General features: G+C 75.3%; 28 protein-coding genes. 13 read left to right on the forward strand and 15 right to left on the reverse strand.

Translation table 11 applies throughout. From position 1 onward, the window contains the following. Positions 1-22: 22 nt before the first annotated feature. A complete protein-coding gene (locus ACWDBE_RS27855) occupies positions 23-676 on the forward strand; it encodes a response regulator (RefSeq protein ID WP_449809451.1) in 654 nt (217 codons plus the stop codon). 54 nt (positions 677-730) lie between these two features. Here the strand turns inward: ACWDBE_RS27855 and ACWDBE_RS27860 are convergent, their stop codons facing one another. Both ACWDBE_RS27860 and ACWDBE_RS27865 read right to left on the reverse strand, forming a co-directional pair. Continuing rightward, positions 731-1570: an SAM-dependent methyltransferase gene (locus ACWDBE_RS27860; RefSeq protein ID WP_449790650.1), complete on the reverse strand. Its 840-nt coding sequence runs from the start codon at positions 1568-1570 to the stop codon at positions 731-733. A gap of 177 nt (positions 1571-1747) precedes the next feature. Beyond that, the gene (locus ACWDBE_RS27865) at positions 1748-2515 is read right to left on the reverse strand and encodes a hypothetical protein (RefSeq protein WP_449790651.1); all 768 of its coding nucleotides are present in this window, start codon (positions 2513-2515) and stop codon (positions 1748-1750) included. A 314-nt stretch (positions 2516-2829) separates the two neighbouring features. On the opposite strand from ACWDBE_RS27865, the gene ACWDBE_RS27870 reads away from it, so the two are divergent. Next, positions 2830-5661, forward strand: a complete 2832-nt coding sequence (locus ACWDBE_RS27870) for a hypothetical protein (protein WP_449790652.1) — start codon at positions 2830-2832, stop codon at positions 5659-5661. Between the two features lie 83 nt (positions 5662-5744). Here ACWDBE_RS27870 and ACWDBE_RS27875 read toward each other — a convergent pair whose 3' ends face one another. Both ACWDBE_RS27875 and ACWDBE_RS27880 read right to left on the reverse strand, forming a co-directional pair. Then, positions 5745-6758 carry a DUF1648 domain-containing protein gene (locus ACWDBE_RS27875; protein WP_449790653.1) on the reverse strand — a complete coding sequence of 338 codons (1014 nt, stop codon included), beginning with the start codon at positions 6756-6758 and terminating at the stop codon, positions 5745-5747. Next, complete coding sequence (locus tag ACWDBE_RS27880) at positions 6755-7102, reverse strand: GntR family transcriptional regulator (protein WP_392878052.1); 348 nt, start codon at positions 7100-7102, stop codon at positions 6755-6757. Before ACWDBE_RS27880 ends, ACWDBE_RS27875 begins: the two co-directional genes overlap by 4 nt. Before the next feature lie 318 nt (positions 7103-7420). On the opposite strand from ACWDBE_RS27880, the gene ACWDBE_RS27885 reads away from it, so the two are divergent. Then, positions 7421-7984 carry a universal stress protein gene (locus ACWDBE_RS27885; protein ID WP_449809417.1) on the forward strand — a complete coding sequence of 188 codons (564 nt, stop codon included), beginning with the start codon at positions 7421-7423 and terminating at the stop codon, positions 7982-7984. A gap of 6 nt (positions 7985-7990) precedes the next feature. Further along, entirely contained in the window at positions 7991-8452 is a 462-nt protein-coding gene (locus ACWDBE_RS27890; RefSeq protein WP_449809418.1) for a hypothetical protein, read from the forward strand. A gap of 205 nt (positions 8453-8657) precedes the next feature. On the opposite strand, the gene ACWDBE_RS27895 is transcribed toward ACWDBE_RS27890, so the two are convergent. Together ACWDBE_RS27895 and ACWDBE_RS27900 are read right to left on the reverse strand one after the other, a co-directional pair. Next, positions 8658-9086, reverse strand: coding sequence for an RNHCP domain-containing protein (locus tag ACWDBE_RS27895; protein WP_449809419.1), 429 nt, complete (start codon positions 9084-9086; stop codon positions 8658-8660). A 28-nt stretch (positions 9087-9114) separates the two neighbouring features. Further along, positions 9115-9483: an RNHCP domain-containing protein gene (locus ACWDBE_RS27900; protein WP_449790657.1), complete on the reverse strand. Its 369-nt coding sequence runs from the start codon at positions 9481-9483 to the stop codon at positions 9115-9117. A gap of 275 nt (positions 9484-9758) precedes the next feature. On the opposite strand from ACWDBE_RS27900, the gene ACWDBE_RS27905 reads away from it, so the two are divergent. Beyond that, on the forward strand, positions 9759-10355 hold the full coding sequence (locus tag ACWDBE_RS27905; RefSeq protein ID WP_449790658.1) for a GNAT family N-acetyltransferase: 597 nt from the start codon (positions 9759-9761) through the stop codon (positions 10353-10355). Positions 10356-10458: 103 nt separating this feature from the next. Here ACWDBE_RS27905 and ACWDBE_RS27910 read toward each other — a convergent pair whose 3' ends face one another. Then, positions 10459-11442, reverse strand: a complete 984-nt coding sequence (locus ACWDBE_RS27910; RefSeq protein ID WP_449809420.1) for a S1C family serine protease — start codon at positions 11440-11442, stop codon at positions 10459-10461. A gap of 226 nt (positions 11443-11668) precedes the next feature. Here ACWDBE_RS27910 and ACWDBE_RS27915 point away from each other — a divergent pair, with 226 nt between their 5' ends. Together ACWDBE_RS27915 and ACWDBE_RS27920 are read left to right on the forward strand one after the other, a co-directional pair. Continuing rightward, positions 11669-12178, forward strand: a complete 510-nt coding sequence (locus tag ACWDBE_RS27915) for a Clp protease N-terminal domain-containing protein (protein WP_449809421.1) — start codon at positions 11669-11671, stop codon at positions 12176-12178. Positions 12179-12226: 48 nt separating this feature from the next. Further along, positions 12227-12907 (forward strand): GOLPH3/VPS74 family protein, encoded by a 681-nt coding sequence (locus ACWDBE_RS27920; protein ID WP_449790661.1) that lies wholly within the window; start codon positions 12227-12229, stop codon positions 12905-12907. Positions 12908-13029: 122 nt separating this feature from the next. On the opposite strand, the gene ACWDBE_RS27925 is transcribed toward ACWDBE_RS27920, so the two are convergent. Further along, entirely contained in the window at positions 13030-13446 is a 417-nt protein-coding gene (locus ACWDBE_RS27925; RefSeq protein ID WP_449809422.1) for a hypothetical protein, read from the reverse strand. A 201-nt stretch (positions 13447-13647) separates the two neighbouring features. Here ACWDBE_RS27925 and ACWDBE_RS27930 point away from each other — a divergent pair, with 201 nt between their 5' ends. Continuing rightward, positions 13648-14646, forward strand: coding sequence for a right-handed parallel beta-helix repeat-containing protein (locus ACWDBE_RS27930; protein WP_449809423.1), 999 nt, complete (start codon positions 13648-13650; stop codon positions 14644-14646). Between the two features lie 30 nt (positions 14647-14676). Here the strand turns inward: ACWDBE_RS27930 and ACWDBE_RS27935 are convergent, their stop codons facing one another. The 4 genes from ACWDBE_RS27935 to ACWDBE_RS27950 all read right to left on the reverse strand — a co-directional run bounded on the left by ACWDBE_RS27935 (position 14677) and on the right by ACWDBE_RS27950 (position 17996). Then, positions 14677-15939 carry an NAD(P)/FAD-dependent oxidoreductase gene (locus ACWDBE_RS27935; RefSeq protein ID WP_449809424.1) on the reverse strand — a complete coding sequence of 421 codons (1263 nt, stop codon included), beginning with the start codon at positions 15937-15939 and terminating at the stop codon, positions 14677-14679. A 136-nt stretch (positions 15940-16075) separates the two neighbouring features. Beyond that, a complete protein-coding gene (locus tag ACWDBE_RS27940; RefSeq protein WP_449790665.1) occupies positions 16076-16507 on the reverse strand; it encodes a nuclear transport factor 2 family protein in 432 nt (143 codons plus the stop codon). Between the two features lie 7 nt (positions 16508-16514). Continuing rightward, positions 16515-17318, reverse strand: coding sequence for an MBL fold metallo-hydrolase (locus ACWDBE_RS27945; protein ID WP_449809425.1), 804 nt, complete (start codon positions 17316-17318; stop codon positions 16515-16517). Positions 17319-17429: 111 nt separating this feature from the next. Continuing rightward, positions 17430-17996, reverse strand: coding sequence for a hypothetical protein (locus tag ACWDBE_RS27950; RefSeq protein ID WP_449809426.1), 567 nt, complete (start codon positions 17994-17996; stop codon positions 17430-17432). Between the two features lie 181 nt (positions 17997-18177). On the opposite strand from ACWDBE_RS27950, the gene ACWDBE_RS27955 reads away from it, so the two are divergent. From ACWDBE_RS27955 to ACWDBE_RS27965, 3 genes are all read left to right on the forward strand, one after another. After that, positions 18178-19035, forward strand: a complete 858-nt coding sequence (locus ACWDBE_RS27955; RefSeq protein ID WP_449809427.1) for a PhzF family phenazine biosynthesis protein — start codon at positions 18178-18180, stop codon at positions 19033-19035. A gap of 89 nt (positions 19036-19124) precedes the next feature. Beyond that, positions 19125-20363, forward strand: a complete 1239-nt coding sequence (locus tag ACWDBE_RS27960) for a phosphotransferase (RefSeq protein ID WP_449809428.1) — start codon at positions 19125-19127, stop codon at positions 20361-20363. A 19-nt stretch (positions 20364-20382) separates the two neighbouring features. Further along, the gene (locus ACWDBE_RS27965; protein ID WP_449809429.1) at positions 20383-21297 is read left to right on the forward strand and encodes a LysR family transcriptional regulator; all 915 of its coding nucleotides are present in this window, start codon (positions 20383-20385) and stop codon (positions 21295-21297) included. 9 nt (positions 21298-21306) lie between these two features. Here ACWDBE_RS27965 and ACWDBE_RS27970 read toward each other — a convergent pair whose 3' ends face one another. The 3 genes from ACWDBE_RS27970 to ACWDBE_RS27980 all read right to left on the reverse strand — a co-directional run bounded on the left by ACWDBE_RS27970 (position 21307) and on the right by ACWDBE_RS27980 (position 24161). Then, positions 21307-22527, reverse strand: a complete 1221-nt coding sequence (locus ACWDBE_RS27970) for an MFS transporter (protein WP_449809430.1) — start codon at positions 22525-22527, stop codon at positions 21307-21309. A gap of 147 nt (positions 22528-22674) precedes the next feature. After that, positions 22675-22932 (reverse strand): ferredoxin, encoded by a 258-nt coding sequence (locus ACWDBE_RS27975; protein ID WP_449790672.1) that lies wholly within the window; start codon positions 22930-22932, stop codon positions 22675-22677. Then, the gene (locus ACWDBE_RS27980) at positions 22929-24161 is read right to left on the reverse strand and encodes a cytochrome P450 (RefSeq protein WP_449809432.1); all 1233 of its coding nucleotides are present in this window, start codon (positions 24159-24161) and stop codon (positions 22929-22931) included. The genes ACWDBE_RS27975 and ACWDBE_RS27980 overlap by 4 nt, the downstream gene beginning before the upstream one ends. A 689-nt stretch (positions 24162-24850) precedes the next feature. Here ACWDBE_RS27980 and ACWDBE_RS27985 point away from each other — a divergent pair. Further along, the gene (locus ACWDBE_RS27985; protein WP_392915596.1) at positions 24851-25936 is read left to right on the forward strand and encodes an S-(hydroxymethyl)mycothiol dehydrogenase; all 1086 of its coding nucleotides are present in this window, start codon (positions 24851-24853) and stop codon (positions 25934-25936) included. Continuing rightward, the gene (locus ACWDBE_RS27990; protein ID WP_449790675.1) at positions 25933-26574 is read left to right on the forward strand and encodes an MBL fold metallo-hydrolase; all 642 of its coding nucleotides are present in this window, start codon (positions 25933-25935) and stop codon (positions 26572-26574) included. The genes ACWDBE_RS27985 and ACWDBE_RS27990 overlap by 4 nt, the downstream gene beginning before the upstream one ends. The last annotated feature ends 19 nt before the right edge of the window (positions 26575-26593 follow it).

Below are 26593 nucleotides of genomic sequence, written 5' to 3' on the forward strand. Positions count from 1 at the left end.
GCTGGTGCGCGCCGCGTTGGAGATGGTGATCGCGGAGACGGCGGACGTCGAGGTGGTCGGCGAGGCGGGCACCGGGGCGGAGGCCGTCCGGCTGGCCGCCGAACTGCAGCCGGACGTCGTGGTGATGGACATCCGGATGCCGGGCATGGACGGCATCGAGGCCACTCGGCTGGTGACCGCGGACGGCGGGCCGACCAGGGTGGTGGTGCTCACCACCTTCGACGAGGACGAGCACGTGTACGCGGCGCTGCACGCGGGGGCGTCCGGCTTCCTGGTCAAGGACATGGCGCTGGACGACATCCTCGGCGCGGTACGGGTGGTCGCCGCCGGGGACGCGCTGATCGCGCCGAGCGTCACCCGGCGGCTGATCGGGGCCTTCGCCGCTGCCGCCGCTCCAGCCGCGGCCGCCGTTTCCGCCATCGCCGCCGCCGACACTGCCGCCGCCACCGCTGCCGCCGCCGAGCGGCGGCTGGCGGCGATCACCGGGCGCGAGCGGGAGATCCTCACCCTGGTCGGCCTGGGCCTGTCCAACTCCGAGATCGCCGCCGAACTGGTGCTCAGCATCGCGACCGTCAAGACGTACATGACCCGGCTGCTGGCCAAGCTCGACGCCCGGGACCGGGTGCAGCTGGTCATCCTGGCGTACGAGGCGGGCCTGGTCTCCGTGTCCGGCTGACCGGGCCCGCCACCGCGGGAACGATTCCGCGATCGGTCGTCGGGCGCCGGTTGCTCAGCGCTTGACGGCCACGCCCGCGTACATCGCGATGTCCTGGTCGCGGACGGGCGCGGCACCGGCGTCCGGCCGCCAGTGGTGCACCAGCGTGACCCCCGGGTCGAGCAGCTCGTAGCCCGCGAAGAAGGCCTCCGCCTCGGCCTTGTCGCGGATCTGGAGCGGGATGCCGCGGGCGTTGTACTCGCGGCCCACGCCGCCGACCCCCACCGGGTCGGTGTCCCCGGTGAAGACGGTCAGGGCGAGGAAGCTGCCCGGCGCCAGGGCGTCCATGAAGCGGCGCACGATGCCCTGCGGGTCGTCCTCGTCCAGTACGAAGTGGACGATCGCGATCAGCGACAGCGCCACCGGCTGCGAGAAGTCGAGCACCTCGCGCAGCCGGGGGTCGCCGATGATCGACTCCGGGTCGCGGAAGTCCGCGTCCACGTAACAGGTGCGGCCCTCGGGCGTGCTGTCCATCAGGGCCCGCGCGTGGGTCAGCACGATCGGGTCGTTGTCGACGTACGCGACCCGGGCCTCGGGGGCGATCGCCTGGGCGATCTCGTGCACGTTCGGCGAGGTCGGGATGCCGGTGCCGATGTCGAGGAACTGCCGCACGCCGTACTGCTCGGCGAGTTGGCGCACCGCGCGCTGCATGAAGTCGCGGGTGGTGCGCATCGAGACGGGCAGTGACGGCCAGGCCTGCACCGAGGCGTGCGCCGCGACCCGGTCCGCCTCGAAGTTGGTCTTGCCGCCGATGAGGTAGTCGTAGACCCGGGCGGAGTGCGGAACGTCCATCCGCAGGTCCACCGACGGGGGATCCTTGTGCGGACCGTGCTCGACTCGGATCTCGTTCGCCATGCTCGCTCTCCCGGTGCTGGGCATTCGTCATGGGCCGCGGTGGCAGCGGCCCATGGTGCGCATGGTAACGGTCTTCCAATGTGATGAGATGACTGGCCCTCAGACTCGACCTCAGGCGCGACTCTCAGGCTCGACCCGCAGGCGCGGGCCCTCGGGTGCGGCTCTCGGGTGCGGCTCTCAGGCCTGTGCCTCGGGGTGCCTCTGGTCGGACGCGGCGGCGTCCGACTGGTGGGGGAGCGCGGTGGTCTCGGCGTCGCCCCGGTCGGAGGGGGACCGGCGGCCGTGCGCCGCGAGTTCGAGTGCGGCGCCGATCCAGGCCATGCCGAAGGCCCAGGTCGCCAGCCACTCGCCCAGGTAGAGCGGCCGTACCGGCCAGTCCGAGCCGACGCCCGTCACCCCGGCCAGGACGGAGAGCCCCAGGGCGGCCAGGATCACCACCCCGGCCACCAGGTAGGCCGTGCCCACCCGGGCGGGCTGGGCGGAGCGTGGGTTGCGGAAGGAGTAGAGGCAGAACATCGCCAGCATGACGAACAGCAGGCCGGCGAAGACCAGGTGGAGCACCCCGACGGTGCGCTGGACACCGGACCCGCCCCCGGCGGACGTCGGGCACAGCGCGACCCCGAGCGCGAAGAAGCCGGCCGCCGTGCTCCAGCGGTCGTCCCTGCGGTCGAAGCGGTAGCAGATCAGGAACACCCCGAGGGCGCACAGCCCGCCGACGAAGAGGTTCCGGGTGTCGGTGTAGTACGAGGCGCTCATCGAGACCGGCCAGAAGCCGTCCGTGCTGCGCCCCGTCACCACGGCGGACAGCCAGTTGCCGAACGGCAGGGCCGGCGGCAGCAGGATGCCGATCAGGCCGACACCGAGGCGCAGGATCGCGATGGTCCGAACGTCCTGGATGCTCCACCGGACGCCGGGGGAGTTCTGCGTGCGCGAGTCGTGAGTCACGGACGCCTCCTTGCCTTTCGCACGGGCACGCGGGCCCGCTGGTCCTCCGGCCGCGCGGGACGGGGTGGGCGGTGCGGACGGGCGCCGCCACACACCTGAACGACCGTCAACTGGTGTACCCGCATCAGCGTTCGAAGCACCACCGATTTGAGCGGTTTACGCCCCCGATGACCGTCAGGAGTGCCTCTGGGCACCATCTTTCACGGCTGCGCGCACCCGTTCGGTTCAAGTCACCGCCGAGGGCGTCGAGGAGCGGCCCCCACCAGCACAACCGCGCCTGACCGAAGCGGAATTGATCTGTACGATCTCGCCCCGTGGAGGAGACGCTGACCACCGGGGCCGCCCTCCCCGGCACCCCGAGGACCCCCGGCACCCCCGGGACCGCCCACCGCCCGGCGCGCTGGGTCCGCACCCGGCTGCGCGCCGACCCGGCAGCCGCCCTGCTCGTGGCGGCCCTCGCGTTCGTCACCGTCCTGCTCGCCGTGGCCGTCCCCCGCCTCGCGGACCGGGGCGCGGACGCGGCCCTGCGGGACCACGTGCGACAGAAGGGCATCCACCCGACCAGCCTGCAGGCCGTCGCGAGGAGCCGCCCCACCGACACCGCCGCCGACCTCGACGCCGTCCAGCGGGAGCTCGCCGCGCGGTTCGGCGCGAAGCTGCCGCTCTCCGCGCCGGGCCACGCCCACGGCACCCGCACCGCGGCCGACAAGGTGTACAACCCGGACTTCGCGCGGCTCAACGCCGAAGTACCGCCGCGGCTCTCCCTGATGTACCTGGACGGCTCCGCCGACCGCGTCACCCTGACCGAGGGCAGCTGGCCCGGCCCCGCCACGGCCGGCGCGCCGCTGCCGATGGCCGTGAGCCGCACGGCCGCCGAGATGATCGGCATCAGGGTCGGCGACGTCGTCGACAGCGGCAGCAAGGGCCAGGTCCGGCGGGCCGGCGTGGTGACCGGCATCTACCGGGTCAATGACCCGCTGGACCCGTTCTGGGACGACCTCGGCTGCCCCGACCAGCCCTGCCTGGAACTCGGTCAGTACGGCGACGACTGGCTGAGCTTCACCGGGCTCGTCGACGGCGCGAGCCTGGCGGCGCTGACCGCCTGGGGCGAGAACGTCCAGAACTTCTGGCGGCTGGCCGTCGACCCCGCGCCGCTGCGCGCCGACCGGCTGGACCGCACCCGGGCCGACGCCGCCCACCTGCTCGCCGGACCGGAGAACGACGCCCTGGTCGCCGCGACCGGACGGGCCGACCTGCGGGTCAGCTCGTTCCTGCCCGACGTCCTCACCGAGGCGGCCGACCGCCACCGCGCCGCGACGGCGCTCAGCGCGATCGGCCCGACCGGGGCCGCCGGGGTCGCCGGGGTGGTGCTCTGCCTGGCCGCGGTCCTCGCCGCCGACCGGCGCGCCGCCGAACTCCGGCTGCTGCGGGCCCGCGGCGGCTCGCTCGGCGGGGTGCTGCTGCGGCTGCTCGGCGAGGGCGCGGTGACCGTCCTGCCCGCCGCCGCGCTCGGGACGGCGCTCGCCCTGGTGCTGCTGCCCACGCCCCGGTGGGGCGCCGCGGCGGCGGCCGGCCTCGCCACCACCCTGCTCGCCCTGCTGGCCTTCCCGGCCCGGGTCGCGCTGCTCTGGGCGCGCCCCCGGGCGGCCGGGCGGTGGCGCCGGCCGATCGGCGAACTCGCCCTGCTGGCCGCCACCGTCGCGGCGGTGGCCGAGGCCCGCCGCCGGGGCGTCGGCCACTCCGGCGCCGCCGTGGACCCGTTGCTCGTCGTCGCCCCGCTGCTGCTCGCGGTCACCGGCGGACTGCTGCTGGCGCGGATCGAGCCGCTGCTCCTCGGCCGGCTGGCCGCCCTCGTCGGCCGCGGCCGGGGACTGATCGGCTTCCTCGGCCTCGCCCGGGCCGCCCGCGACGTCTCCGGCCGTCGCCGGCCCAGCGCGCTGCCGCTGCTCGCCCTGCTGATCGCCACCACCGCGACCGGCTTCGGCGCCACCGTGCTCGACTCGGTGGACCACGGGCGGCTGCGCGCCGCGCGCATCGCCACCGGCGCCGACGTCGCCGTGTCCGTCCCGGACTACGCGACCCTGCCGGACCGGTTCCTCGAGGCCGCCGGCGCGCTGCCCGGCACCCGGAGCGCGACCGGGATCCGGGTCGACCGCAGGGCCCTGTTCGTCGGCGCCGGTTCGAACAACTACACCAAGGTGACCCTCGTGGTCGCCGAGCCGGCCGCGTACGCCGAGATCGCCCGCACCCTCGGCGCCGGCGGCTTCGACCCGGCGAGGCTCGCCGGCACTCCCGGCGGCCCTGACACCCCGGTACCCGCGCTGTTCAGCCGCGACCTGGCCGACCGGCTGGCCGCCGGCGCGCCGACGGTGCACCTGTCCACCGCGAACGAGCTGCGCACCACCGTCGCCGGGATCGTCACCGCGACCCCGGCGCTGCCGGACCCGAGCCTGCCGTTCGTCGTGGTGCCCTCCGGCCCCGCGGTGGAGCGCCTGCCGGAACTCGGCCGGGCGACCGGGTGGCTGGCCGTCGGAGACGTCGACCCCGAGCGGGTCAGGGCGCTGCTGCGGGAGCAGGGCGTGGTCCAGCCGACCGGCAGCGCCAAGCGGGTCGCGGAGGCCGCCGCGGCGGCCGGCAAGGGCAGCCACGGACTGCCGCCCGCCTACGAGGTGGGCAGCAGCCGCGAGTACGCCGGGCACCTAGCCGCCGACCCGCTGCAGCAGGCCGCCGGACGGCTGTTCCGGTACGCGGTCCCCGCCAGTGCCGGATTCGCCGTCCTCGCGGTCCTGTTGACGCTGCTGCGCGCCGCGCCCGACCGTACGGCCGTGCTCGCCCGGCTGCGCACCATGGGCCTGCGGCCCCGGCAGGGGCTGGCGCTGATCCTCGTGGAGGCGCTGCCGAGGACCCTGGTGGCGGCCGCCGGCGGCGGGCTGGTCGCGGTGGCGGCGGCCGTCCTGCTCGGGTCGGCCTTCGACCTCTCCACCCTGGTCGGGGCCGGGGCCGGCCACGCCCTGGATCCGGCGGCGCCGCCGGTGCTGCTGCCCACGGCGGGCCTGGCGCTGGTGGCCTGCCTCGGGGTGGTGCTGGAGACGCTGGTGGCCGGCCGGCGGCAGATCGCCACCGAACTGCGCGCGGGGGAGTCCTGACGGTGGTATGAACGGCGGGGCGGCCCGGTCACCACGACCGGACCGCCCCGCCGTCCGGACCGCCGGACCGCCGAACCGCCGGTTCAGCCGGCGGGCTGCCGGGTGCGCGCGATCAGCGCGTTGAGCAGGGCCGCCCCGCGCTCGGCGTCGTCGACGCTGACCGCGAAGTCCGTTCCCCGGCGGGTGCGGACCACCAGACAGGCGCCCCCGCGCAGCATCACGGTGGTGCCGAGCCCGTTGATCCGGTAGCCCCAGCCGCCCGCCTGGGTGGCGGTGCGCCGCTCGACGCGGGCGGACTCCAGCTCGGTGGGGGACCAGCGGCGGGCGGGCCACCCGAAGGGGCCGAAGCCGACGGTCAGGCCGGAGGCGGTCACCCGTACCCGCACCGAGGAGCAGACGAGGATGGCGAGGGCCGGGAGCGTGAGCAGCAGCACCAGCGGCAGGCCCACGTCGGCCACCCCGCTGGCGGCGGCCACCGCCACGGCCACCGCCGCCAGTCCGAACACCGACGCGGTCAGCTGCAGCCACGGGTTGGCGGCGTGGGAGAGCCAGACGAGGTGCGCGCCCGGCGGCACCTCCAGCGCCGGCTCCCCGGCCGCCGGGCGCGGTGCGGGTCGGGCGTCGTAGCGGTGGCTCGCCAGCCGGGCGAGCAGCCCGGCGAGGCCGGTGGCCAGCAGGATCAGGACCACCTCGATGCCCATCGGCGCGGCGTCCTGCCAGCGGGCACGGTCCAGGTTGGCGTGCACGATGGAGGCCTGCGCGCCCGTCAGCAGCACCCCGCCGGCCGCCAGCGTGGTCGCCGCGGCACCGGGCGCCAGGTTGCCCCGGTACCGCCGCAGGGCCACCGCGGTCAGCACCAGGACCGCCCAGAACGCCGCCGGGAAGAGCACGGCGGCCGTCAGCGACATCGAGTCGTCCGGTTCCCGTCCGCCCCAGTGGGTGGCCAGCGGGTCGGGCAGGCGGTCACGCGCCAGCAGCGGCAGCGCGATCAGCAGGGCCAGCACGCCTGCCGACCAGGTCGCCGCCGCCCAGACCGCGCCGCGGTGCGTCGGCCGCTCTGCCGCCGCTCTCGTCGAAGTCGTCCCCTGGTCCGTCACGACAACCCCCTGATCATGTCCACGAGATCGTTCCTGCTGTAGCCGGCCCGGGCCGCGTCTTCGACCAACTGCCGGACCCGGTCCACGAGTTCGGAGCGGGTGTCGGCGCCGGTCGCGATCGTGATGCCGCGGCCCCTGCGGAACTCCAGCACCCCTTCGTCGCGCAGCGTGCGCAGCCCGCGCAGGACGGTGTTGGTGTTCACCCCCAGCGCCCGGGAGAGCTCCCGGGCCGGGGGCAGTTTGTCCCCGGGGGCGCACTCGCCCTCGGCGACGGCCCGTCTGATCGCGCCGGCGACCTGTTCGTGCAGCGGTCGGGTGTCCCCGATGTCCAGCTTCAGCAACATGGTGCTACTGACGATAGCACCATTCATGTCAACTGCTGCTGCTCGGAGAACGGTGAGCGGGCACGGCGAAGGGGGCGGGCCCCGGGGCCCGCCCCCTTTCCGCGTTCCCTTTCCGCCTTCCGTCTCGGGCGGCTGCTTCCGCTCGTCCCCGGGGTGAGGCCCGGGTGGCGGGAGCCCCCGGTTGGCCGGGTGCGCCGCGTATGGAGTGCGTTGGGAACGACCCCGGGGACGTCAGGAAGGCGTCAAGGAGAGCAGGTCACCCCGTCGACGGCGGTTGGGTGGAGGACGACGGAGAACGCGACCACACGAGGACGGATCATGCACGGCAACGGGCGGCACGAAGGCGGCACGGCACCCAGGGTGGTGGTCGGGGTCAGCGGGTCGTTGGGGAGCCTCGCGGCACTGCACCGCGGCGTCGCCGAGGCCCGCGAGCGCGGCGCCGCCCTGGTGCCGGTGCTCGCCTGGGAGCCGCCCGGCGGCGAGCACGGTTACCGGCGCTCGCCCTGCCCGCCGCTGCTCGCCGCCGTCCGGGAGGCCGCCGAACAGCGCCTGCGGGACGCCCTCGACGCGGCCTTCGGCAGCGCCGACCCCGGGGTGCCGCTGCACCCGGTGGTGATCCGCGGCGAGGCCGGCCCCGCCCTGCTGCAGGTCGCCGACCGGCCCGACGACCTGCTGGTCCTCGGCCGCAGCGGCGGCCCGCTGCGCCGCCGGCTGCGGCGCTCGGTGCCCGGCCACTGCGCCCGGAAGGCCGGCTGCCCGGTGCTGACCGTCCCGGTGCCCGAACTGCTGCGCGACCTGCACCGGCTGGAGTCCGCGCACCGCCGCGCCTGCCGGCACCTGCCGGCCGGCCCCGCGCCCGAAGCCCTCGCGGTGAAGCGGTAGCCCGCGGTGCGGATGTACTCGGCCCGCCCCGGCGCCGACCGCTACCGCCCGGTGCTGGAGCGCCTCTCGGCCCCCACCGCGGGCACGGTGGCGCTGCTGGGCGGCGGCGCGCTGGCACCCGCGCTCGCGGTTCTGCGCGAACTGCACTCCGGCCCGCTGCCGTACCTCGGCTACCTGGCGTTGTGCGGACTGGTCGGGCGCCGCTCCCGGCCGGGGGCCGCACCGCTGATCGGCCTGGCGGCCTGGCTCTGCTGCAACGCCTTCGCCGAGCACCGCCACGGCGAACTCGGCTGGGCGGGCCCGTGGCCGGAGGCCGGGCACTACGCGATGTTCACCGCGACCGCCCTGCTGGCGGCCCTGCCCACTGCCCTGCCGCGCCGCACCGTACGGGTGTCGCCGCTGCGGTTCGACGGCCCGCGGCTCGACGGCCCGCGGTTCGACGGCCCGCGGCTCGACGGCCCGCGCTGAGGCGCCGCCCAAGGATGGTCCGCCCGTACGGACGGACCTCGCCGGGGGCCGGGGCTCCGGCCGGTATCCGGAGCCCCGGCGAACCGGTGGAGGCGGGCGACCCGGGCACGTGGAGTGGTCGCCGGTTCGGACGGCGGGCCCGCCCGTACGGACGGGCCCGCCGCGACCACCACCCCGCGCGCCCCGGTCGAGCTGCGGGCCCGGCCTACAGCGCGAGCAGGACGCGGTGGGCCAGGGTGGTGTCCCGCAGCGGTTCGAGGGCCAGGCGGACCAGGGCCAGGGCGTTGTCGTCCCCGGCGATCCGGTTGGCGCTCAACTCACCGCAGGACAGGCACTGGTGGATGATCATCCACTCGCCGTCGGCGCGGACCGACAGGCCCAGCACGGCCATCCGGCCGCCGCAGCCGGCCGCCCGGTCACCGGGCCTCCGGCCGTCGACATGACGGCTGGCCAGGCAGTTCGGGCAGTGGTTGCGGTGCGCGGTGCCAGGGGCGTCCAGGGGGACGTCCAGCCGGCAGTCCACGCAGCGGAAGGCGTTCGCCCGGTGACCGCCCTGCTCGTGCAGGACGTCCTTGTGCCGCTGCGGGCGGCGGCCCTGCCGGCTCCGGCCGCCGGTGTTCTTGCGTCGTGGCATGCTTCGGTTCCCCTCTTCCGTGCGCGGCTCAGAGGGTGCCGAACGCTTCGAGCGGGAACGGCGGTTGGGCGAGCGGCCGGACAGCCATCCGCATCAGGATGAGCTGGTTGTCGTCCGTGCAGACGGGGGTGGACGTCAGCTCGTCGCAGCGCACGCACCGGTGGACGACCGTCCAACCGCCGGTGCGCAGCACGGCGATGGCGATCGGCGACATCCGGCCCCGGCAGTCGCTCGGGCCGCCCTCGACCTGGTCGAGGACGTGCCGTGACTGCAGGCAGGACGGGCAGTGGTTGCGCCGCGTGCCGTCGGCGGCGTAGGTGGAGACGGTCAGACCGCACCAGGCGCAGGCGAAGGTGGAGGTCTTCAGAGTGGGGGGAGTGCTGGAGGTGCTGGACACCCGGGGTGCTCCTTGCTGAGGGGTTCTGCGATGACAGCAAGAGCAGGCCGAGTGGCCTCGACGGTTCGTCAGGCCTGGTTGCAGGCGGTGTGGCGAGGCGCACTCGGCGCGGTCCGGGACATGAAGACACCCTCTCCGGTCGGGCGGTGGCCCGGGTCGATCGGTACGGAACGGCGTCAGCCTAACCACGCCGATCGCACGGGCGCCAACGGTTATTTCCGCCCGCAGCCACCCTCACCGCCGGGCCGGAGATAAAGGGCGCGCACGATGTCCGTGTGCAGATGACCAACACGCCGCAGCCGGCGACCCTCGATGACGCGTCGTCAGTCAGTCGATTACTGGCCCTGGCCTTCGCCGACGACCCGATGATGTGCTGGTTCTTCCCCGACCCGGCCACCCGGCAGGCGGGGCTGGGCGGTTACTTCACCACGCTGTTCACCCGGCAGTACGTCCGGCACGGGGTGTGCGAGCGGACGGCGGACGCGGCCGCGTTCTGGGTGCCGCCGCACGCGCAGGACAAGGCGGTACCGGACGAGGAGACGCTCCGGGAGCTGGTCGCGCCGCTCGGCGACCGGGCCGAGTCGTTCCGGCAGTCCGTCGAGGCGGCCGCCGACAACGCGCCGCAGGAGCCGCACTGGTACCTCGCGGTGATCGGCACCGACCCCGTCGCCCAGGGCCGGGGGCAGGGTTCCGCGCTGCTGCGCTCGGGGCTGGCCAGGGCCGACGCCCAGGGGCTGTCGGTCTACCTGGAGTCCTCCAAGGAGGAGAACCTCGCGCTCTACGGGCACTTCGGCTTCGAGGTGCTGGAGGAGGTCCGGCTGCCGGAGGGCGGGCCGGCGCTCTGGGTGATGCGGCGTGGGGCCCGCGCGTAGCGGTGCCTTCGGGGCGGCATCTGTGGCGGCACCGGTGGCGGCCCGGCCGAGACGGGCGGTGAGGTCGGTGGGGCCCGTGCGTAGGGGTGGCCCCGGGGCCCGGTCAGTCGTCGGCGGGCAGCTCCGCGGGCACGGCGAGCACGTCGACCAGGGCCTCGCCGCGCAGCACGGTGAGCGGGAGCGGGCGGCCGATCGCGTCGGCCAGCATCAGCCGCTGGAGGGCCTGGGCGCTGCCCATCGGCTCGCCCGCGGCGGTGAGCAGCAGGTCGCCCGCGTGCAGCCCGGCGCGGTCGGCGGGCGCGCCGGGCACCACCTCGACGATCCGCAGGCCGCCGCGCTGCCCGGTGCGGTGGCGCAGGGCGGGCGGCAGGGGCGCGGGCACCCCGGCGAGGCCGAGGTAGGCGCGGCGGATCCGGCCGTCGGCGAGCAGGGCCGCGACGATCCGGCGGCTGGTGGCGTCGAGCGGCACGGCCAGGCCGAGCCCGTTGCCGGCCACCGCCGTGGTGATGCCGACCACCTCGCCGTCCGCGGTGGCCAGCGCGCCGCCGGAGTTGCCCGGGTTGAGCGCGGCGTCGGTCTGGACCACGTTGTCGATGACCCGCACCGCGCTGCCGGAGCGGGCCGGGATCGAGCGGCCGAGGGCGCTGACCACGCCCGCCGTGACCGTCCCGGCCAGGCCCAGCGGGTTGCCGACGGCGACGACCAGCTGTCCGACCCGCAGGCCGGTCGCCTCGCCGAGCGAGACCGGCGTCGGAGTCGGCCCGTCGGCGCGCAGCACGGCGAGGTCGGAGAGCGGGTCGGCGCCGATGGTGTGGAACGGGGAGGTGGTGCCGTCGGCGAAGGCCAGCGTCCCGGCGTCGGCGTGGCCGACGACGTGGGCGTTGGTGAGCAGGAACCCGTCCTCGGTGAAGACCACCGCCGAGCCGAGGGCGGTGCTGAACCAGCCGCCCCGGCCGCGCCGGGGGACCTGGAGCGCAGCGACCCGCGGGGTCAGCGCCGCGGCGACGGAGGTGACGATCCGGGAGTAGGCGTCCAGCGGCGCCCGCGCCTCGGGGGCCGGACCCGGCACGGGGAGCGTGTCGGCCATGGTGCTCACCCCTCTCGCGGACGCGGTTCCCACGATGGCACCAGATGCCAACAACGGCGGGGCGCCCCGTCTTCCGCGCCCCGTCTTCCGCGCCCCGTCTTCCGCGCCCCGTCTTCCGCGCCCCGCGCCGGAGGAGTCCTGACATGTTCTTGGCGTGCGGGAAATTCCCAAGAAGAGGAAAAGCAGGAATATAGTCCGAGTAAAGCCGTCGTGATGGGAGGGGCCGATGGACACGACCATGCTGGAGCCCGAAGGGCGAGAGGGCGCGGTGCCGAGGGGAGGCGGCCTCGACCCGCTGCTGCGTCCCACCCGGGAGGCGATGCTGGCCCGCCGCGCGCACCCGGCGCCGCGCTGGAAGCGCGTGCTGCGGCCGGGCTCGTCCGGTCCGGCGGCCTGGATCCGGTCGGAGGCCGACGCCCAGGCCGAGCGCCTCGGGCGCCGGACGCCCGGTACCGAGCACGTCCTGCTCGCCCTGCTGGCCGTACACGAAGTGGCCCGTCACGAGCCGCAGTTGGCACAGGAGGGCGGCACCGGCGAACTGCTCGCCGGGCTCGGCCTCGACTACGCCCGGGCGCGGGCCGCACTGGACTCCGGCGGGGTGACGCTGCCCGCCGACCCCCGCTCGGTCGAGGCCTACCTCGCCGACGTCGCAGGTCAGGGCACTGATCGACTGCTCCGGGCGTTGCTCGAGGAGGACACCAGGGCCCGGCGCCTGGTCGAAACACTGCGCGGTTGAGGCGCCGTCGGCGCAGCGAACCGCGGTACCGAGAGGAAGGGGCACCCGATGCACGTCACCCTCGCCGAGGAGCTGATGCTGCTCTCGCTGGACGACGAGTCCGGCGTCGCGAAGGACGCCGCCACCGCCGCCTGGGCCGCCGCGGGCGGCATCCTGGCCGAGCTGGTGCTGGCCGGGCGGGTCGCGATCGAGGACGGCCGGCTCACCGTCGCCGACCGGACCCCGACCGGTGAGCCGCTGCTGGACGGCCGGCTGGCCCGGCTCGACGAGTGGGCCGCGGGGCGCCGCTCCGGCAAGGCCAAGGCGGCCGACTGGCTGACCAAGGACCGTGCCACGGCCGTCGCCGACACCGTCGCGCGGCTGTGCGAGCGGGGCCTGGTGGTCGAGGAGCGGCGCCGCGCGCTCGGCATCTTCCCGGTCCGCCGCTACCCGGAGGCGGACGGCGGCGTGGAGCGCGAACTGCGCGAGCGGCTCGCCGCCACGGTGCTGAACGGCGCGGAGCCGGACCTGCGCACCGCCGCCCTGGTGGCCCTGCTGCACGGCTCCCGGCTGCACCGGCTGGCCTTCCCCGAGCTGCCCCGCAAGCAGGTCGAGCCGCGCTTCGCCGAGATCGCCGCCGGTGACGGGGCCGCAGAGTCGGTCCGCGAGGCGATCCGGAACATGCAGCTCACCATGGTCGCCGTCACCACCGCGGCGACGGTGGCGGCGACCACCGCCGCCACCGTCTGAGCGGGCGGGCGGGCCGCGTACCGCGCGGCCCGCCCGGTGCGCCGTCCCGGGGGCCCGACCGCGTGCGACCCGCCCGATGCGCCGCCTGGTCCACCGCCCGGTGCCCCGTTCCGGGCGCCCGGTCAGAGCACCGTGGCGCCGAGGGTGATCGAGCCGAGCACCACCAGCACCCCGAGCGCGAGGAACCCGTACTCCAGCCCCGCGCGCTCCCGCCCGTCCACCAGGACCTGCGACGGGTCCGCCGGGTCGTAGCGGACCGGGACGAAGCCGCCGTCCGGCAGTGGGTGGCGGGTGGTGGAGGGGACGGGGGAGAAGACCTCGACCACCCGGCCGTCCTCGGTCGCGAACTGGAGCAGCGGCCGCGGCGGCAGCGCGCGGTCCTCCGGCGCCGCGGCGCGCTCGCGCACCAGTGCCCGTGCGGGGACGCCGACCCGGCGCAGGCGCCGCAGTTCGCGCAGGCCGACCACCCCGGCGAGGTAGGCGACCACGCCGCCCAGCGCACCGAACACCACCACGGCGAACCCGGCCGTGCCGCCCATCGCCGCCTCCCTCTCCGCGGCTCCGTGTCCGCGACTCCGTGCCCGCGGGGACTCCGGAGGCCCCCAGGGCTCCAGTATCACGCGGACGAGGCGCTCTTGACGCCCCGGAATGGTCCAGTCCACCCTGGCGGCGGCATGTTCCTGTCATTCACCGGCCCCGGTCACCCCGGCCGGCCCCGACCACTGCAAGGAGCACCGTCCGTGACCCAGCGTCCCGCAGTCCCCGTCCTCCTCGCCGCGCTCACCGTCCTCGCCCTCGGCTCGGCCGCCCCCACGGCCGTGGCCGCCGGCTCCGCCGCCCCCACGGCCGTGGCCGAGGCGGCCGTGGTCAAGGTCGGCACCACCAAGCAGCTCCAGAGCGCGCTCGCCGCCGCCGCGCCCGGCCAGACCATCCAGCTCGCCGACGGCACCTACTCCGGCAACTTCAAGGCCACCACCCCCGGCACCGCGGCCGCCCGGATCACCCTCACCGGCTCGGCGAAGGCCGTCCTCACCGCCCCCGGCGGCGGTTACGGACTCCACCTCGACGGCGCGAGCTACTGGACCGTCCAGGGGCTGACCGTCACCGGCGGCCAGAAGGGCATCATGGCCGACTCCGCGAACCACGTGGTCCTGGACGGCGTGACGGTCCACCACACCACCATGGAGGGCGTGCACTTCCGCAACTCCAGCGCCTACGGCACACTGCGCGACTCGCGCGTCCACGACACCGGCCTGAGCGGGGACGGCATGGGCGAGGGCGTCTACGTCGGCACCGCCAACACCCTGACCGACCGCAGCGACCACGTGCAGATCACCGGCAACACCTTCGGCCCGAACATCGGCGGAGAGAACGTCGACCTCAAGGAGGGCACCACCGGCGGCCTGGTCTCCGGCAACACCTTCGACGGCGACGGCCTCACCGGGAGCCACTCGGACGACTCCTGGGTCGACGTGAAGGGCAACGGCTACGTCATCGAGAACAACACCGGCCGGCGCACCACGAACGACGGCTACCAGACCCACAGCCTCCAGCCGGGCTGGGGCTGCGGCACCGTCTTCCGCGGCAACCGCTCCGACCTCACCGGCGCCACCGGGCCGGACCGGTACGCGATCCACGTGACCGCCTACGACGCGGCGAAGTGCAAGGTCACGATCGGCGCGGGCAACACCGTCACCGGGGGCCGGGGCCTGGTGAACCCCGGCATCCCCGTCGGCTGACCGATCCGGCTGACCGGTTCGGCTCGCCGACTACAGCGAGTCGAGCGGAACGTTCGGGTCGGCCAGCGCCTCGGCGTCCACCACCCGCCCCGAGCGCACCAGTTCGCGGATCGGGTCGGTGACGTCCCAGACGTTGACGTTCATCCCCGCGAGCACCCGGCCGCCGGAGAGCCAGAACGCGATGAACTCGCGGGTGGCCGGGTCGCCGCGGAACACCACCCGGTCGTAGCCGTCCGGCTCGACGTAGCCGACGTACTCCATGCCGAGGTCGTACTGGTCCGTGAAGAAGTAGGGGACACGGTCGTACACCGCGTCCGGCTGCCCGAGCAGCGCGCGGGCGGCGGTCTGCGGCTGGTTGAGCGCGTTGGCCCAGTGCTCGACCCGCACATGCCTGCCGAACAGCGGGTGGAAGGCGTTGGCGACGTCGCCGGCCGCGTAGACGTCCGGGTCCGAGGTGCGCAGGTGCTGGTCGGTCTTGACGCCGTTGTCGACCTCCAGGCCGGCCGCCTCGGCCAGGCCGGTTGCGGGGGCGATGCCGATGCCGACGACCACCGCGTCGGCCGCCACCGTGGTGCCGTCGGCGAGCTTCACGCCGTTCACCGTGCCGCCGTCGCCGGTAAGTTCGGCCACCTTGACGCCGAAGCGCAGGTCCACGCCGTGCTCCCGGTGGAGGTCGGCGAAGACCTGGGCGACCTCCCGGCCGAGCACCCGCAGCAGCGGCAGTTCGAGCGCCTCCAGCACCGTCACCTCGGCGCCCGCCTCCCGGGCCGCGGCCGCCACCTCCAGCCCGATCCAGCCCGCGCCGATCACCGCGATCCTGGCCCCGGGCCGCAGCGCCTCCTCGATCCGGTCGCTGTCCTCGACCCGGCGCAGGTAGAGCACCCCGTCCTGGTCCGCGCCGGGCACCGGCAGCCGGCGCGGCACCGAGCCGGTGGTCAGCAGCAGCTTGGCGTACTCCACCTGGCCGTTGTCGGCGAGCGTCACGGTGTGCCCGGCCGGGTCGATCGAGGCCACCGCCGTGCCCATCCGCAGCGTGACGTCGTGTTCCGCGTACCACTGCGAGGGGTGGACGTAGATCTTCTCCCGGGGCGTCTTGCCCTGCAGGTAGCCCTTGGACAGCGGCGGCCGCTCGTACGGGCGCTCGTGCTCCTCGCCGATCAGGACGATGCCGCCCCGGTACCCGGCCTCGCGCAGTGCCTCGGCCGCCTTCGCACCGCCCAGGGACGCCCCGACGATGACGACCGGGCGCTCCCGCCCGCCCGCTCCGGTGGTCCCGGTGTCCGTGCCCGCCATGCTCGACTCCTCGTTCTCCGGCCGTGGTCGGGCCCAGCCTGCCGCCGTCCGGGTGGTCTGTCGAGACCGCGCCTGGCGCGCCGCGCCGCGCTCGCCCGTACGGGTGAACGCGGGCCACGGCGGGCCACGGCGGGCCTCACGCCGTCATCGCGTCCCTGACCAGCGCGGTGTCGGTGAACTGCTCGAAGCGGACGATCCGGCCGCCGCGCACGGTGAAGCGGTGGGCGACCCGGACCGCCAGCGGCTTCCGGGTGGCCTTGTGGACGGCCGTGTACCGGCCCAGCACCACCACCGTCTCCCCGTCGACCACGTAGGTGTCGTCGTGCGCCGTCCAGTCGTCCCACTCGGCGGCCAGCCGCTCCATCACGTTGGCGGTGACGCCCTTCGGCGTGCGGTAGGTGCCGGCCAGCGGGAAGCCGGCCATCTCGGTCCACTCCACGTCCTCGGCCAGGGTGGTGCGCAGCGCCGCCAGGTCGCCCCGGGCGGAGGCCAGGTACTGGCGGCGCACCACGTCGGCGGGAGCGGGCGACTCGGCGAAGGAGGAGACGTCCCGGGGGATCTCGATCACTGCCCGCTCACCCCCAGGCCATCTCGCCCATGACGACCTTGGTACCGATGTCCACCGCGATCCGCAGCCCCAGCTCCGGGAACCGCCGCTCCAGCGCCTCCTTGGCGGCGTCCGCGTTCGCGGCCCGGCCGATCTCGGTCTCGAAGGCGCGCAGGTAGGCGCGGGTGTGGTCGACGGCGTTCAGGTCGGTGGACGCGCCGGCGATCCGGTGGCCGGCCGCGACCCAGGTCGGATGCAGTGCCTCGATGCCGTCCAACAGGTCGATCCAGGCGGCCCGTTGGGCGGAAGTCGGGGTGTCGGCGGTCCACACGTGCAGGCCCTGGAAGAGCAGCACCCCGGCCAGCACGGCGCGGTGGTGGTGCTGCCAGAGGTAGTGCCGGTCCGGCAGGTGGAAGTCGGCGCCGCGCAGCTCGAAACGGTGGCCCTCGAAGACCAGCTCGTCCCCGTGCAGCGCCTCGGGCCGCACCAGCCGGGTGGGCAGCTCGGGGCCCAGGTGCGCCCAGGCGCGAAGCTTGGCCTCGTACGTCTCCTGGATGCGCTCGACGGTCGAGGCGGTGGCCACGAAGCGGGCCTGCGGGAAGGCGTCCTGGACCTCCTGGGCGCCGAAGTAGAAGTCCGGGTCGCCGTGGCTGACGAAGACGGTGGTCAGCCGCTTGCCGCTCGCCCTGACCCGCTCCACCAGCCGGCGCCCGTCGGAGCGGGTGAACCCGGCGTCCACCAGCAGGGCGTCGTGGGGGCCGGTGACCAGGACGGAGGTCTTGTTGAGCGAGCTGTCGGGGCTGTCGATGATCTCGAAGTCGAGAGCACTCACGTTGTGGCTTCCTTCCTCGGGCCGCGCACGCCTCGCCGCCAGCATCGGCGCTCGGCGCGCCGTTCGCATCCGGAAGCCGGACGGGCCCGGGAAGGAGCGGCGGGGCGGGTGCTAGCCGCGGGTCCAGAGCGTGAGGTCGCTGCTGGTGGCCACCGCGAGGGTCCGGCCCGTCGGGGAGAAGCCGGCCGCCCGCAAGGTGGACCGGTCGGCGTCCAGGACCAGCCACCAGCTCTCGCCGTGCTCGCCATCCGACGGCCCCCGCCCGTTGGCGAGCAGCACCCGGTGGTGCGGCCACTCCGGGGCGGCCACGCTGACGTGCCAGCCGCCCTCGGCGGCGGTGTGCAGCCCGCCGCCCCACAGCCCCGCCACCGGGACGCGCACGTCCGTGACCTGGCCGAGTCCGGGGCAGGCGAGGTCCGGGCCGTCCGGGTCCTCGGCGGGCTCGTGGTCACGGGCCAGCTTGAGGCCGGTCACCGCGTCGAACAGGCCGTGGCCGCCGTGCGAGACCGTCAGCACCAGGTCGTGGCCGCTCTCCGGGTGGACGGCGAAGCCGATGCCGAGCAGCCCGCCGACCGCGAGCGCCCCACGGCCCACCGGCCGCCACGGCTCCGGCGGGGCGGTCACCTCGGCGGCCATGATCCGGTCACGGAGATGCCGCTGGTGCGGGGTCAGGGCCATGCTGCAGATCATCCCACCGGGACGGGACGGCCGCGTCCGATCGACCGGCCCCACCGCCGGTCGCCGGGCCCGGCCGGGCCCGGCAGCGCGGGCGCGCGCGACCGGTGCGGTGGCCGCGCCCGGGCGGCACACCCGCGGCGCCGACGGGAACAGCCCACGCACCCGGCGCGTTCGTCCGGTCATGACCGACGACGCCGCTCCCAAGATCCTCCGCTACGCCGCCTTCGCGACCCGCCCCGAGGGCGGCAACCCGGCAGGCGTGGTGCTCGACGCCACCGGGCTGACCGACGAGCGGATGCTCGCCATCGCCGCCGAGGTCGGGTACTCCGAGACCGCCTTCCTGACCGCCGGCCCGGCCGAAGGGTCCTACCGCGTGCGGTACTTCAGCCCGCTCGCCGAGGTGCCGTTCTGCGGCCACGCGACGGTCGGCTCCGCCGTCGCCGTCGCCGAGCGCACCGGCCCCGGGCAGTACGTCTTCGAGACCGCGGCCGGGGAGGTCCCGGTCGAGGTCGAGCGCGGAGCCGACGGGCTGCTGCGCGCCACCCTGACCAGCGTCGAGCCCAAGGTCGAGGAGGTGCCGGCGGCCGACGTGGCGCAGGCGCTCGCCTTGCTCGGCTGGTCCGCCGCCGACCTCGATCCGGCCCTGCCGCCCCGCGTCGCCTACGCGGGCGCCCGGCACCTCGTCCTGCCGGTCGCCACCCGCGAGAGGCTGGCCCGGCTCGACTACGACTTCGACGGCCTCGCCGACTTCATGCGCGCCCGTGACCTGACCACCCTGCAGCTCGCCTGGCGGGAGGGCCCCGAGGTCTTCCACGTCCGCGACCCGTTCCCGGTCGGCGGCGTGGTCGAGGACCCGGCGACCGGCGCCGCCGCGGCCGCCTTCGGCGCGTACCTGCGGGAGCTCGGCGCGGTGGAGGCCCCGGCGGTGCTGACGCTCCACCAGGGCGCCGACCTGGGCCGCCCGGGCCTGCTGCGGGTCGAACTGCGCGCCGAGGACACCCGGGTGCGGGTCTCGGGCACCGCGGTGGCCATCGCCTAGCGCTAGCCCCGGGCGCACCGGATCCGACCCGGTCGGCGCGGCCGGAAAACCGGTGGCGTCGCCCCGACCCCGTCGGCGAAGCTGCTGCGATGCAGCGAGCGAGCAACCGGACCGCGACGGTCGATCTCACCTACGGCGACGAGTACTTCGGGCAGTTGGGCCCCTTCGAGGTGGAGCTCGGCTGGTGGTCCTCCGTGGACGAGGTGGTCGCGCGGGCGACGGAGGCGGCCGGCGTGCCGGTGATGGTGGCGCGGCTGGTCGACGGGCGGAGCGAGGAGCCGGGCCACGGCGGGCGGGTGCGCTACCACGCCGAGGCGCTGGAGCGGCCGAAGGCGCTCGACTCCCGCCCCCCGGAAGCCGGGACGGTCGCGCTGCTCGGGCCCGCCGAACGCCGCGCCGCCTGGGCCACGCCCGCGGGTCTGCGGGAGGCGCTGGCCTGGGCGCAGACGGAGCTGGCCGCCGTCGGCCGCGCGCCGGCCGCGCCCGCGCGGCAGATCCGGACCTGGAACCTCTCCGGTCTGTTCCGCCTCCCCACCGCCGGCGGCGTCGACGCCTGGCTGAAGACCACGACGCCCGCCTTCAACGCCGACGAGGCCGCGGTCATCGCGCTGCTCGGCGGCGTCGACCGCGCGCTCGTCCCGACCGTCCTCGCCGCCCACCCCCGCGGCGGGCGGCTGCTGCTCGACCACGTCCCCGGCGAGGACTGCTGGAGCCCGTCCGCCGGGACGGTCGCCGACGTCGTTCCCCGGCTGGTCGCCGCCCAGGCCGCGCTCGCCGATCGCCCGGCCGACCTGACCGGCCTGCGCGACCGCACCCCCCGCGCCCTGGCCGCCGAGCTGACGGCCCTGCTGGGCCGGCTCGCCGAGGAGACCGACCTGACGTCCGAGGAGCTGGACGGCCTGGCCGGCTTCGCCGCCGGCCTCCCCGGCCTGCTGGACCGGCTCGCCGACTGCGGCCTGCCCGAGACCCTGCTGCACGGCGACTTCCACCCCGGCAACTGGCGCTCCGACGGCACCGGCACGGTGGTCGTCGACTACGCCGACTCCTGCCTCGGCCACCCAGCCCTGGACGGGCTGCGCCCCCGCGCCTACCTCGGCGAGGAGGCCTGGCAGCACCACACCCGGGTCTGGACGGAGGCCTGGCGGCGCCACGCCCCCGGCTCCGACCCGCGAGGCGCCCTCGAACTCGCCGAGCCGCTCTACCACCTGTCCTACGCCCTGCGCTACCAGGAGTTCCTGGATCACATCGAGCCGAGCGAACGCCCGTACCACGAGGGCGATCCGGCCGCCGAGCTGCGCGCCGTACTGGCCTGCGGAGCGGCCGGGTAGCCGGACGTAGACTGCCGAGGTGGAACGACCGCCCTCAGCCCTCGCAGCCTCCGCCGTCCTGCCCGAGCTGCCGCTGCAGGAGCTGGAGTGCTTCTCCGTCCTCGTCCACCAGCTGCACTTCGGGCGGACGGCGGAGCGCCTCGGCGTCTCGCAGGGCCGGGTCTCCCAGCTGATCAAGCGCCTGGAGAGCCGGATCGGTGCCCCGGTGTTCCGACGGACCAGCCGCCGGGTCGAGTTGACCGAGCTGGGGCGGGCACTGGCCGAGCACGTGGTGCCCGCCTTCGAACGGCTCCGGGACGGCTACGACGCCGCCCGGGCCGGGGCCGCGACGGCGAGGCCGCTGCGGCTGGGCTTCCAGTGCGCGGTGTACGAGCCCGTCGCCCGGGTGGTCGCGAGCCTGCCGGAGGGCGCCGCGCACCTGGTCGAACTGCCGTGGGCGGACCCGTTCTCGCACCTCGCCCGCGGCGAGGTCGACCTGGCGATCGTGCTCGCCCCGTGCCGGGAGCCGGGGCTCGAGGTGCTGATGGAGTTCTCCCGGCAGCCGGTGTACGTGGCGGTCTCCGCCGCGCGGCGCCCCGGCGGGGCGGACGGTGTGAGCGCCGCCGAGCTGGCCGCCATGCCGCTGATCGAGCCGCGCGGCCCGGCGCCCGAGTACTGGCGGCAGGCGAACGCGCCCCGGCGGACGCCGGACGGGCGGGAGTTGGCCTACTCGGCGGGTGCGGCAACCCTCCAGGCGGGCCTGTCGATGGTGGCCGGTACCCGCCAGGGCCTGCTGCTCTGCGAGCGCAGCACGACGTACGTCCGGCGGCCGGACATCCGCTTCCTGCCGGTGCCCGACCTGGAGCCGACCGCGCTGCAGGTGGTGCAGCACGAGCGGCGCCCGCACCGGCTGGCGGCCGGGTTCGTCGAGCTGCTGGCCGGGCACGTCGACTGAGCCGCGGGGCTACCGCCCGCTTCGCCCGCTCGGCCCGCCGTCGTGCGGCCGGGAGAGCAGGGAGAGCAGGGTGAGCAGCAGCCCGGCGGCCGCCAGCGCGGCCGCGGTGAGCAGTACGGCGTGGGTCCCTGCCCGGTCGACGACGAGGCCGCCGGCGAAGGAGCCGAGCGCGATGCTCGCGTTGAACACGCCCGCCCAGACCGCGGCAGAGGCCTCGATCCGGGCCGGATCGGCGATGCGGACCCAGGTCTGGGTGGAGACCGACACCCCGCCGTACGAGGCGCCCCAGACGACCAGGACGAGCAGCACGGCGACGACGCCGGTGGCGTGCGTGAGCAGGGCGGCGGCCAGGGTGACGCCGGTGAGTGCGAGGGTGACGGCGGTCTTCGGGCGGCGCCCGGACAGCGGGCCGAGGGTGAAGTTCCCGGCGACGCCCGCGAGTCCGTACACCAGCAGGCAGGCGGCGATCGCGCCGCTGCTCAGGCCGGCGTCGGCTTCGAGGACCGGGCGGACGTAGGTGTAGCCGGCGAAGTGGCCGAGCACGACGAAGGCGGTGATCGCGGTCCCGGCGGCGACGCCCCGGTGGCGCAGGGCGCCGGCCAGTCCGCCGAGCCGTCCGCGTTCGGGTACGGGCAGCGGGGGCAGGGTGGCGGCGAGCACGGCGGCGGAGGCGGCACCGAGCAGGGCGAGCGCCCAGAACGCGGCGCGCCAGTCGAGGAGAGCGGCCAGGTAGGTGCCCAGCGGGACGCCGAGGACCGAGGCGATGGAGACGCCGGAGAAGATCAGCGTCATGGCGAGCGCGATGCGCGGCCCGTCGGCGAGGCGGGGGCCGAGGCTCGCGGCGAGGCCCCAGACGATGCCCATGGCGGTGCCGAGCAGGACGCGGCCCGCGGTCAGCACCGCGAAGTTCGGTGCCATCGCCGTCACCGCGTCGGCCAGGCCGAGCAGCAGCATGAAGGCGACCAGGACGGTGCGGCGGTCGCGCAGCCCGACGAGCAGTGGCGCGAAGGGGGAGAGGACGGCGGCGATCAGGCCGGTGACGGTGAGGGAGAGGCCGGTGACGCCGTCGGTGACCCCGAGGCTGTGGGACATCGGGGTGAGCAGGCCGACCGGCATCATCTCGGAGGACACCACGGTGAAGGTGGCGAGCGAGACGGCGAGGACCGGGGACCAGCGGTGCGGCGCGGTCGGTGAACCGGCCGGTGGGGCCAGGGTTTCGGCGTTTGTCATGCGGCCAGCTCACCAGCCGGCGGAAGGGCCGAACAAGATCGATGAACTCATCGACCGATGAGCAGGGCTCATCGATCGCCCGGCCGGCCGAGGCGTTCCCGGTGGTGCCCGCCGCGGTTCGGCGCGGCGGGCACCACCGGGTCGGACTCACTCCGCGGGGGCGATCCGGTAGCCGCCGCGGGCCGAGTGGAGGCTGAGCGCCTCGACCGGGCAGTAGTCCACCGCCTCGCTCAGTCCGTCCGTCAACTCCGCGCCGCCGTCCGCGTACGCGGCCAGCGGCGCGGCCAGCCCGTCGGCGCCGAGGGCCAGCGAGTCGGGGGCACTGAGGGCGCACATCCCGGAGCCGATGCAGCGGTCCCGGTCGACCCGGACGACCACCGGCTCGGTGTCCGCGCGGCCCGTCACCAGGCCACCTGCAGGGAGTTGGGGCTGCGGGTGAGCAGGCCGCGCCGCCAGTCGATCCGCTCGACCGGGCCGGCCAGCCGCAAGGAGGGCAGGCGGCGGGCCAGCCGGTGCAGGGCGAGTTCCAGCTCCATCCGGGCGAGCCAGGCGCCCAGGCAGTGGTGCGGTCCGGCGCCGAAGGTGAGCGTGGGGCCGGTCAGCGGGGAGAACAGCTCGGCGGGCAGGTCCCCGGCGAACACCTCCGGGTCGTGGTTGGCGGCGGCCGGGTCGGCGGCGACCACGCTGCCGGCCGGGATGACCACGCCGCCGATCTCGACGTCCTCGACGGTGCGGCGCAGCAGTCCGGGCATGTGCTCCTGGCGGTCGCCGAGCGGGATGGCGCGCAGCAGCTGCTCGGTCGCGACCGTGGCGCTGGCCTCGTCGGCGGCGAGCCGCTGCCAGGCCTCACGGCCGTCCTGGAGCAGGTAGACCAGGGCGTTGCCGAGGCTGGTCATGGTGGTCTCGTGCCCGGCCACGACCAGGCCGATGACCAGCAGGACCAGCTGACCCTCGGTGATCGAGCCGTCCTCGGCGGCGGCCGCGAGCAGTCCGCTGACCAGGTCCTCGCCGGGGGCGGCCCTGCGCTCGGCGATCACCTCGGCGCCGAAGGCGGCGAACTCGGTCATCGCCGTGACGATCTCCTCGGCGCTGTAGGCGGTGGTGGAGAACGCGTGGTCGCTCCAGTGCGCGAGCCGCTTGCCGTCCAGGTTGTCCAGGCCCATCAGCCGGCTGATCACCGCGACCGGCAGCGGGCGGGAGTAGGCGGCGATGATGTCGGCCGGGGAGCCGTGGTCGATCAGCTCGTCGATCAGCGACTCGACCACCGAGGCCACCCAGGGCCGCCAGCGTTCGATCGCGCGCGGGGTGAAGGCGCGCTGCACGGTGCGGCGCAGCCGCTGGTGCTCGGTGCCGTCGATGTTCAGCATGCCGTCGGGGTCGTCCAGGATGTTGGGCGTGACCGTGATCGGCGGGGCGTCCGGCGCGTAGAGCGGGGCGCGGCCCAGCCGCGGGTCGGTCAGTACCTGGCGCACGTCCGCGTGTCGGCTGACCAGCCAGACCGGCGTGCCGGTGGGCAGCGCGGCGAGGCGGGGCGGACCGGGTTCGAGCAGGCGGATGCAGTGCAGCGGGGGGAGCGGGGGGAGCGGGGGGAGCGGGGCGGGGCCGGCGCTGGTCGCACTGTTCTCGGTGGACATCCGTACTCCAGACTCCAGGGTGGTGGGCCGCGGAACGCGACCCGACGGAGGGTGAATCCGGGGATGGTGCGGGGCGGGGGACGGGTGATGCGGCCGGCTGGCGGCTCGACACGGGCCGGGTTCGGTCGGGCTCCTGCGGAGGGGGTGGCGCGAAATGTGCGGGCGCGCACGGTCGGTACGCACCCGGCGCGGCCGGCTCGCGGTCGCGCGCCGACGGGTGGTGCGGGTGTGCTGAGCGTGGTCGCGTGGACCGTCTCAGCTACGACCGTACGTGGGCGGCGGGCGCCCGTCTGCGCCACTTCCAGCCAACGCCGGTGCTTTCCGGGCACTTCGGGACGGGCTGACAGGCGCTCAGTGCCACTTGTGCGCCCCCGTCGCCTCCGCCGCGCCGGGTTGTCGTCGGGCCCTCGGCGGATACCCGGCGGGCACATGCCGGCTGAGCGCCCGTGAGCCGACGCGACGGCGCCGGAAGTGCCGAAAGTGCCGGGAGCGCCGGGGCGTCGGACGGCGTCGAAGCCGCCGCCGACAGGTCCGGTGAGCCGTATCACACCGCGTCACACCGGATCGCCCCGGGCGCTCGGCAGGTGGTCGGCGGGTGGGCGATACGCTTCGTGGGCAGTTCGTCTTGCAGTCTTTTGTCGCAGGTCACGCCGGTGCAGAGTCGCACCGGCCGACGGAGGTGGAATCGGATGCCCCAGCAGGTCAAGGCAGTCATCGCGCGCGCCAAGGGCGCTCCCGTGGAGGTGACCACGATCGTGGTGCCGGACCCTGGCCCGGGCGAGGCGGTGGTCCGGATCCAGGCGTGCGGCGTCTGCCACACCGACCTCCACTACCGGGAGGGCGGCATCAACGACGAGTTCCCGTTCCTGCTCGGCCACGAGGCCGCGGGCATCGTGGAGTCGGTCGGCGAGGGCGTCACCGAGGTCGAGCCCGGTGACTTCGTGGTCCTCAACTGGCGCGCGGTGTGCGGCCAGTGCCGTGCGTGCAAGCGGGGCCGCCCGCAGTACTGCTTCAACACCCACAACGCCAAGCAGAAGATGACGCTGCTGGACGGCACGGAGCTGTCCCCGGCACTGGGCATCGGCGCGTTCGCCGAGAAGACCCTGGTCGCGGCCGGCCAGTGCACCAAGGTGGACCCGGCCGCCGAGCCGGCCGTCGCCGGCCTGCTGGGCTGCGGCGTGATGGCGGGCCTCGGCGCCGCGATCAACACCGGCAACGTCGGCCGGGGCGACTCGGTCGCGGTGATCGGCTGCGGCGGCGTCGGCGGCGCGGCCGTGATGGGCTCCAGGCTGGCGGGCGCGGCGAAGATCATCGCGGTGGACATCGACGACCGCAAGCTGGAGACCGCCCGCAAGCTGGGCGCCACCCACACCGTCAACTCCCGCACCACCGACCCGGTCGAGGCGATCCGCGAGCTGACCGGCGGCAACGGCGCGGACGTCGTGGTCGAGGCGGTCGGCCGGCCGGAGACCTACAAGCAGGCCTTCTACGCCCGCGACCTGGCCGGCACCGTCGTCCTGGTCGGCGTGCCGACCCCGGAGATGACGCTGGAACTGCCGCTGCTCGACGTCTTCGGCCGCGGCGGCGCGCTGAAGTCCTCCTGGTACGGCGACTGCCTGCCCTCGCGGGACTTCCCGATGCTGATCGACCTCTACCTCCAGGGCCGCCTGGACCTCGGCGCCTTCGTCACCGAGACCATCGAGCTCGACAAGGTCGAGCAGGCCTTCGAGCGCATGCACCAGGGCGACGTCCTCCGCTCGGTGGTGGTCCTGTGAGCGAGAGCGGCACGGTGCGCGTCGACCGGCTGGTGACCGCCGGGACCTTCGAACTCGACGGCGGCAGCTGGGAGGTGGAGAACAACGTCTGGATCGTCGGGAACGACGAGGAGGCGGTGGTGATCGACGCCGCGCACGACGCCGAGGCCATCGAGGCCGCGCTCGGCGGGCGCCGGCTGCTGGCGATCGTCTCCACCCACGCGCACAACGACCACATCGACGCGGCCCCGGCCCTCGCCGCCCGCACCGGTGCGCCGATCCTGCTGCACCCCGACGACCTTCCGCTGTGGCAGCTGACCCACCCCGAGCGGCTGCCGGACGGCGAACTGGCCGACGGCCAGCGGATCGAGGTGGCCGGCACCGAGCTGACGGTGCTGCACACCCCGGGCCACGCACCGGGCGCGGTCTGCCTGTACGCGCCTGAACTGGGCACCGTCTTCACCGGCGACACCCTGTTCCAGGGCGGCCCCGGCGCCACCGGCCGGTCGTTCTCGCACTTCCCGACGATCGTCGACTCGATCCGCGAGCGGCTGCTGACGCTCCCGGCCGAGACCGTGGTGCGCACCGGCCACGGCGACCCGACGACCATCGGCGCCGAGGCCCCGGCCCTGCCGGAGTGGATCGCGCGCGGTCACTGACGGAACGGGCGGGCACCCC

It is taken from the genome of Kitasatospora sp. NPDC001132, from assembly GCF_053598415.1.

What these genes read in the sequence shown, in the direction of transcription:
- ACWDBE_RS27855 (WP_449809451.1), top strand. Translation starts at nt 23, where the DNA reads ATGGTGATCGCGGAGACGGCGGACGTCGAGGTGGTCGGCGAGGCGGGC.
- ACWDBE_RS27860 (WP_449790650.1), bottom strand. Translation starts at nt 1,570, where the DNA reads ATGGCGAACGAGATCCGAGTCGAGCACGGTCCGCACAAGGATCCCCCG.
- ACWDBE_RS27880 (WP_392878052.1), bottom strand. Translation starts at nt 7,102, where the DNA reads ATGTTGCTGAAGCTGGACATCGGGGACACCCGACCGCTGCACGAACAG.
- ACWDBE_RS27885 (WP_449809417.1), top strand. Translation starts at nt 7,421, where the DNA reads ATGCACGGCAACGGGCGGCACGAAGGCGGCACGGCACCCAGGGTGGTG.
- ACWDBE_RS27895 (WP_449809419.1), bottom strand. Translation starts at nt 9,086, where the DNA reads ATGCCACGACGCAAGAACACCGGCGGCCGGAGCCGGCAGGGCCGCCGC.
- ACWDBE_RS27910 (WP_449809420.1), bottom strand. Translation starts at nt 11,442, where the DNA reads ATGGCCGACACGCTCCCCGTGCCGGGTCCGGCCCCCGAGGCGCGGGCG.
- ACWDBE_RS27915 (WP_449809421.1), top strand. Translation starts at nt 11,669, where the DNA reads ATGGACACGACCATGCTGGAGCCCGAAGGGCGAGAGGGCGCGGTGCCG.
- ACWDBE_RS27920 (WP_449790661.1), top strand. Translation starts at nt 12,227, where the DNA reads ATGCACGTCACCCTCGCCGAGGAGCTGATGCTGCTCTCGCTGGACGAC.
- ACWDBE_RS27925 (WP_449809422.1), bottom strand. Translation starts at nt 13,446, where the DNA reads ATGGGCGGCACGGCCGGGTTCGCCGTGGTGGTGTTCGGTGCGCTGGGC.
- ACWDBE_RS27935 (WP_449809424.1), bottom strand. Translation starts at nt 15,939, where the DNA reads ATGGCGGGCACGGACACCGGGACCACCGGAGCGGGCGGGCGGGAGCGC.
- ACWDBE_RS27950 (WP_449809426.1), bottom strand. Translation starts at nt 17,996, where the DNA reads ATGGCCCTGACCCCGCACCAGCGGCATCTCCGTGACCGGATCATGGCC.
- ACWDBE_RS27955 (WP_449809427.1), top strand. Translation starts at nt 18,178, where the DNA reads ATGACCGACGACGCCGCTCCCAAGATCCTCCGCTACGCCGCCTTCGCG.
- ACWDBE_RS27960 (WP_449809428.1), top strand. Translation starts at nt 19,125, where the DNA reads ATGCAGCGAGCGAGCAACCGGACCGCGACGGTCGATCTCACCTACGGC.
- ACWDBE_RS27970 (WP_449809430.1), bottom strand. Translation starts at nt 22,527, where the DNA reads ATGACAAACGCCGAAACCCTGGCCCCACCGGCCGGTTCACCGACCGCG.
- ACWDBE_RS27980 (WP_449809432.1), bottom strand. Translation starts at nt 24,161, where the DNA reads ATGTCCACCGAGAACAGTGCGACCAGCGCCGGCCCCGCCCCGCTCCCC.
- ACWDBE_RS27985 (WP_392915596.1), top strand. Translation starts at nt 24,851, where the DNA reads ATGCCCCAGCAGGTCAAGGCAGTCATCGCGCGCGCCAAGGGCGCTCCC.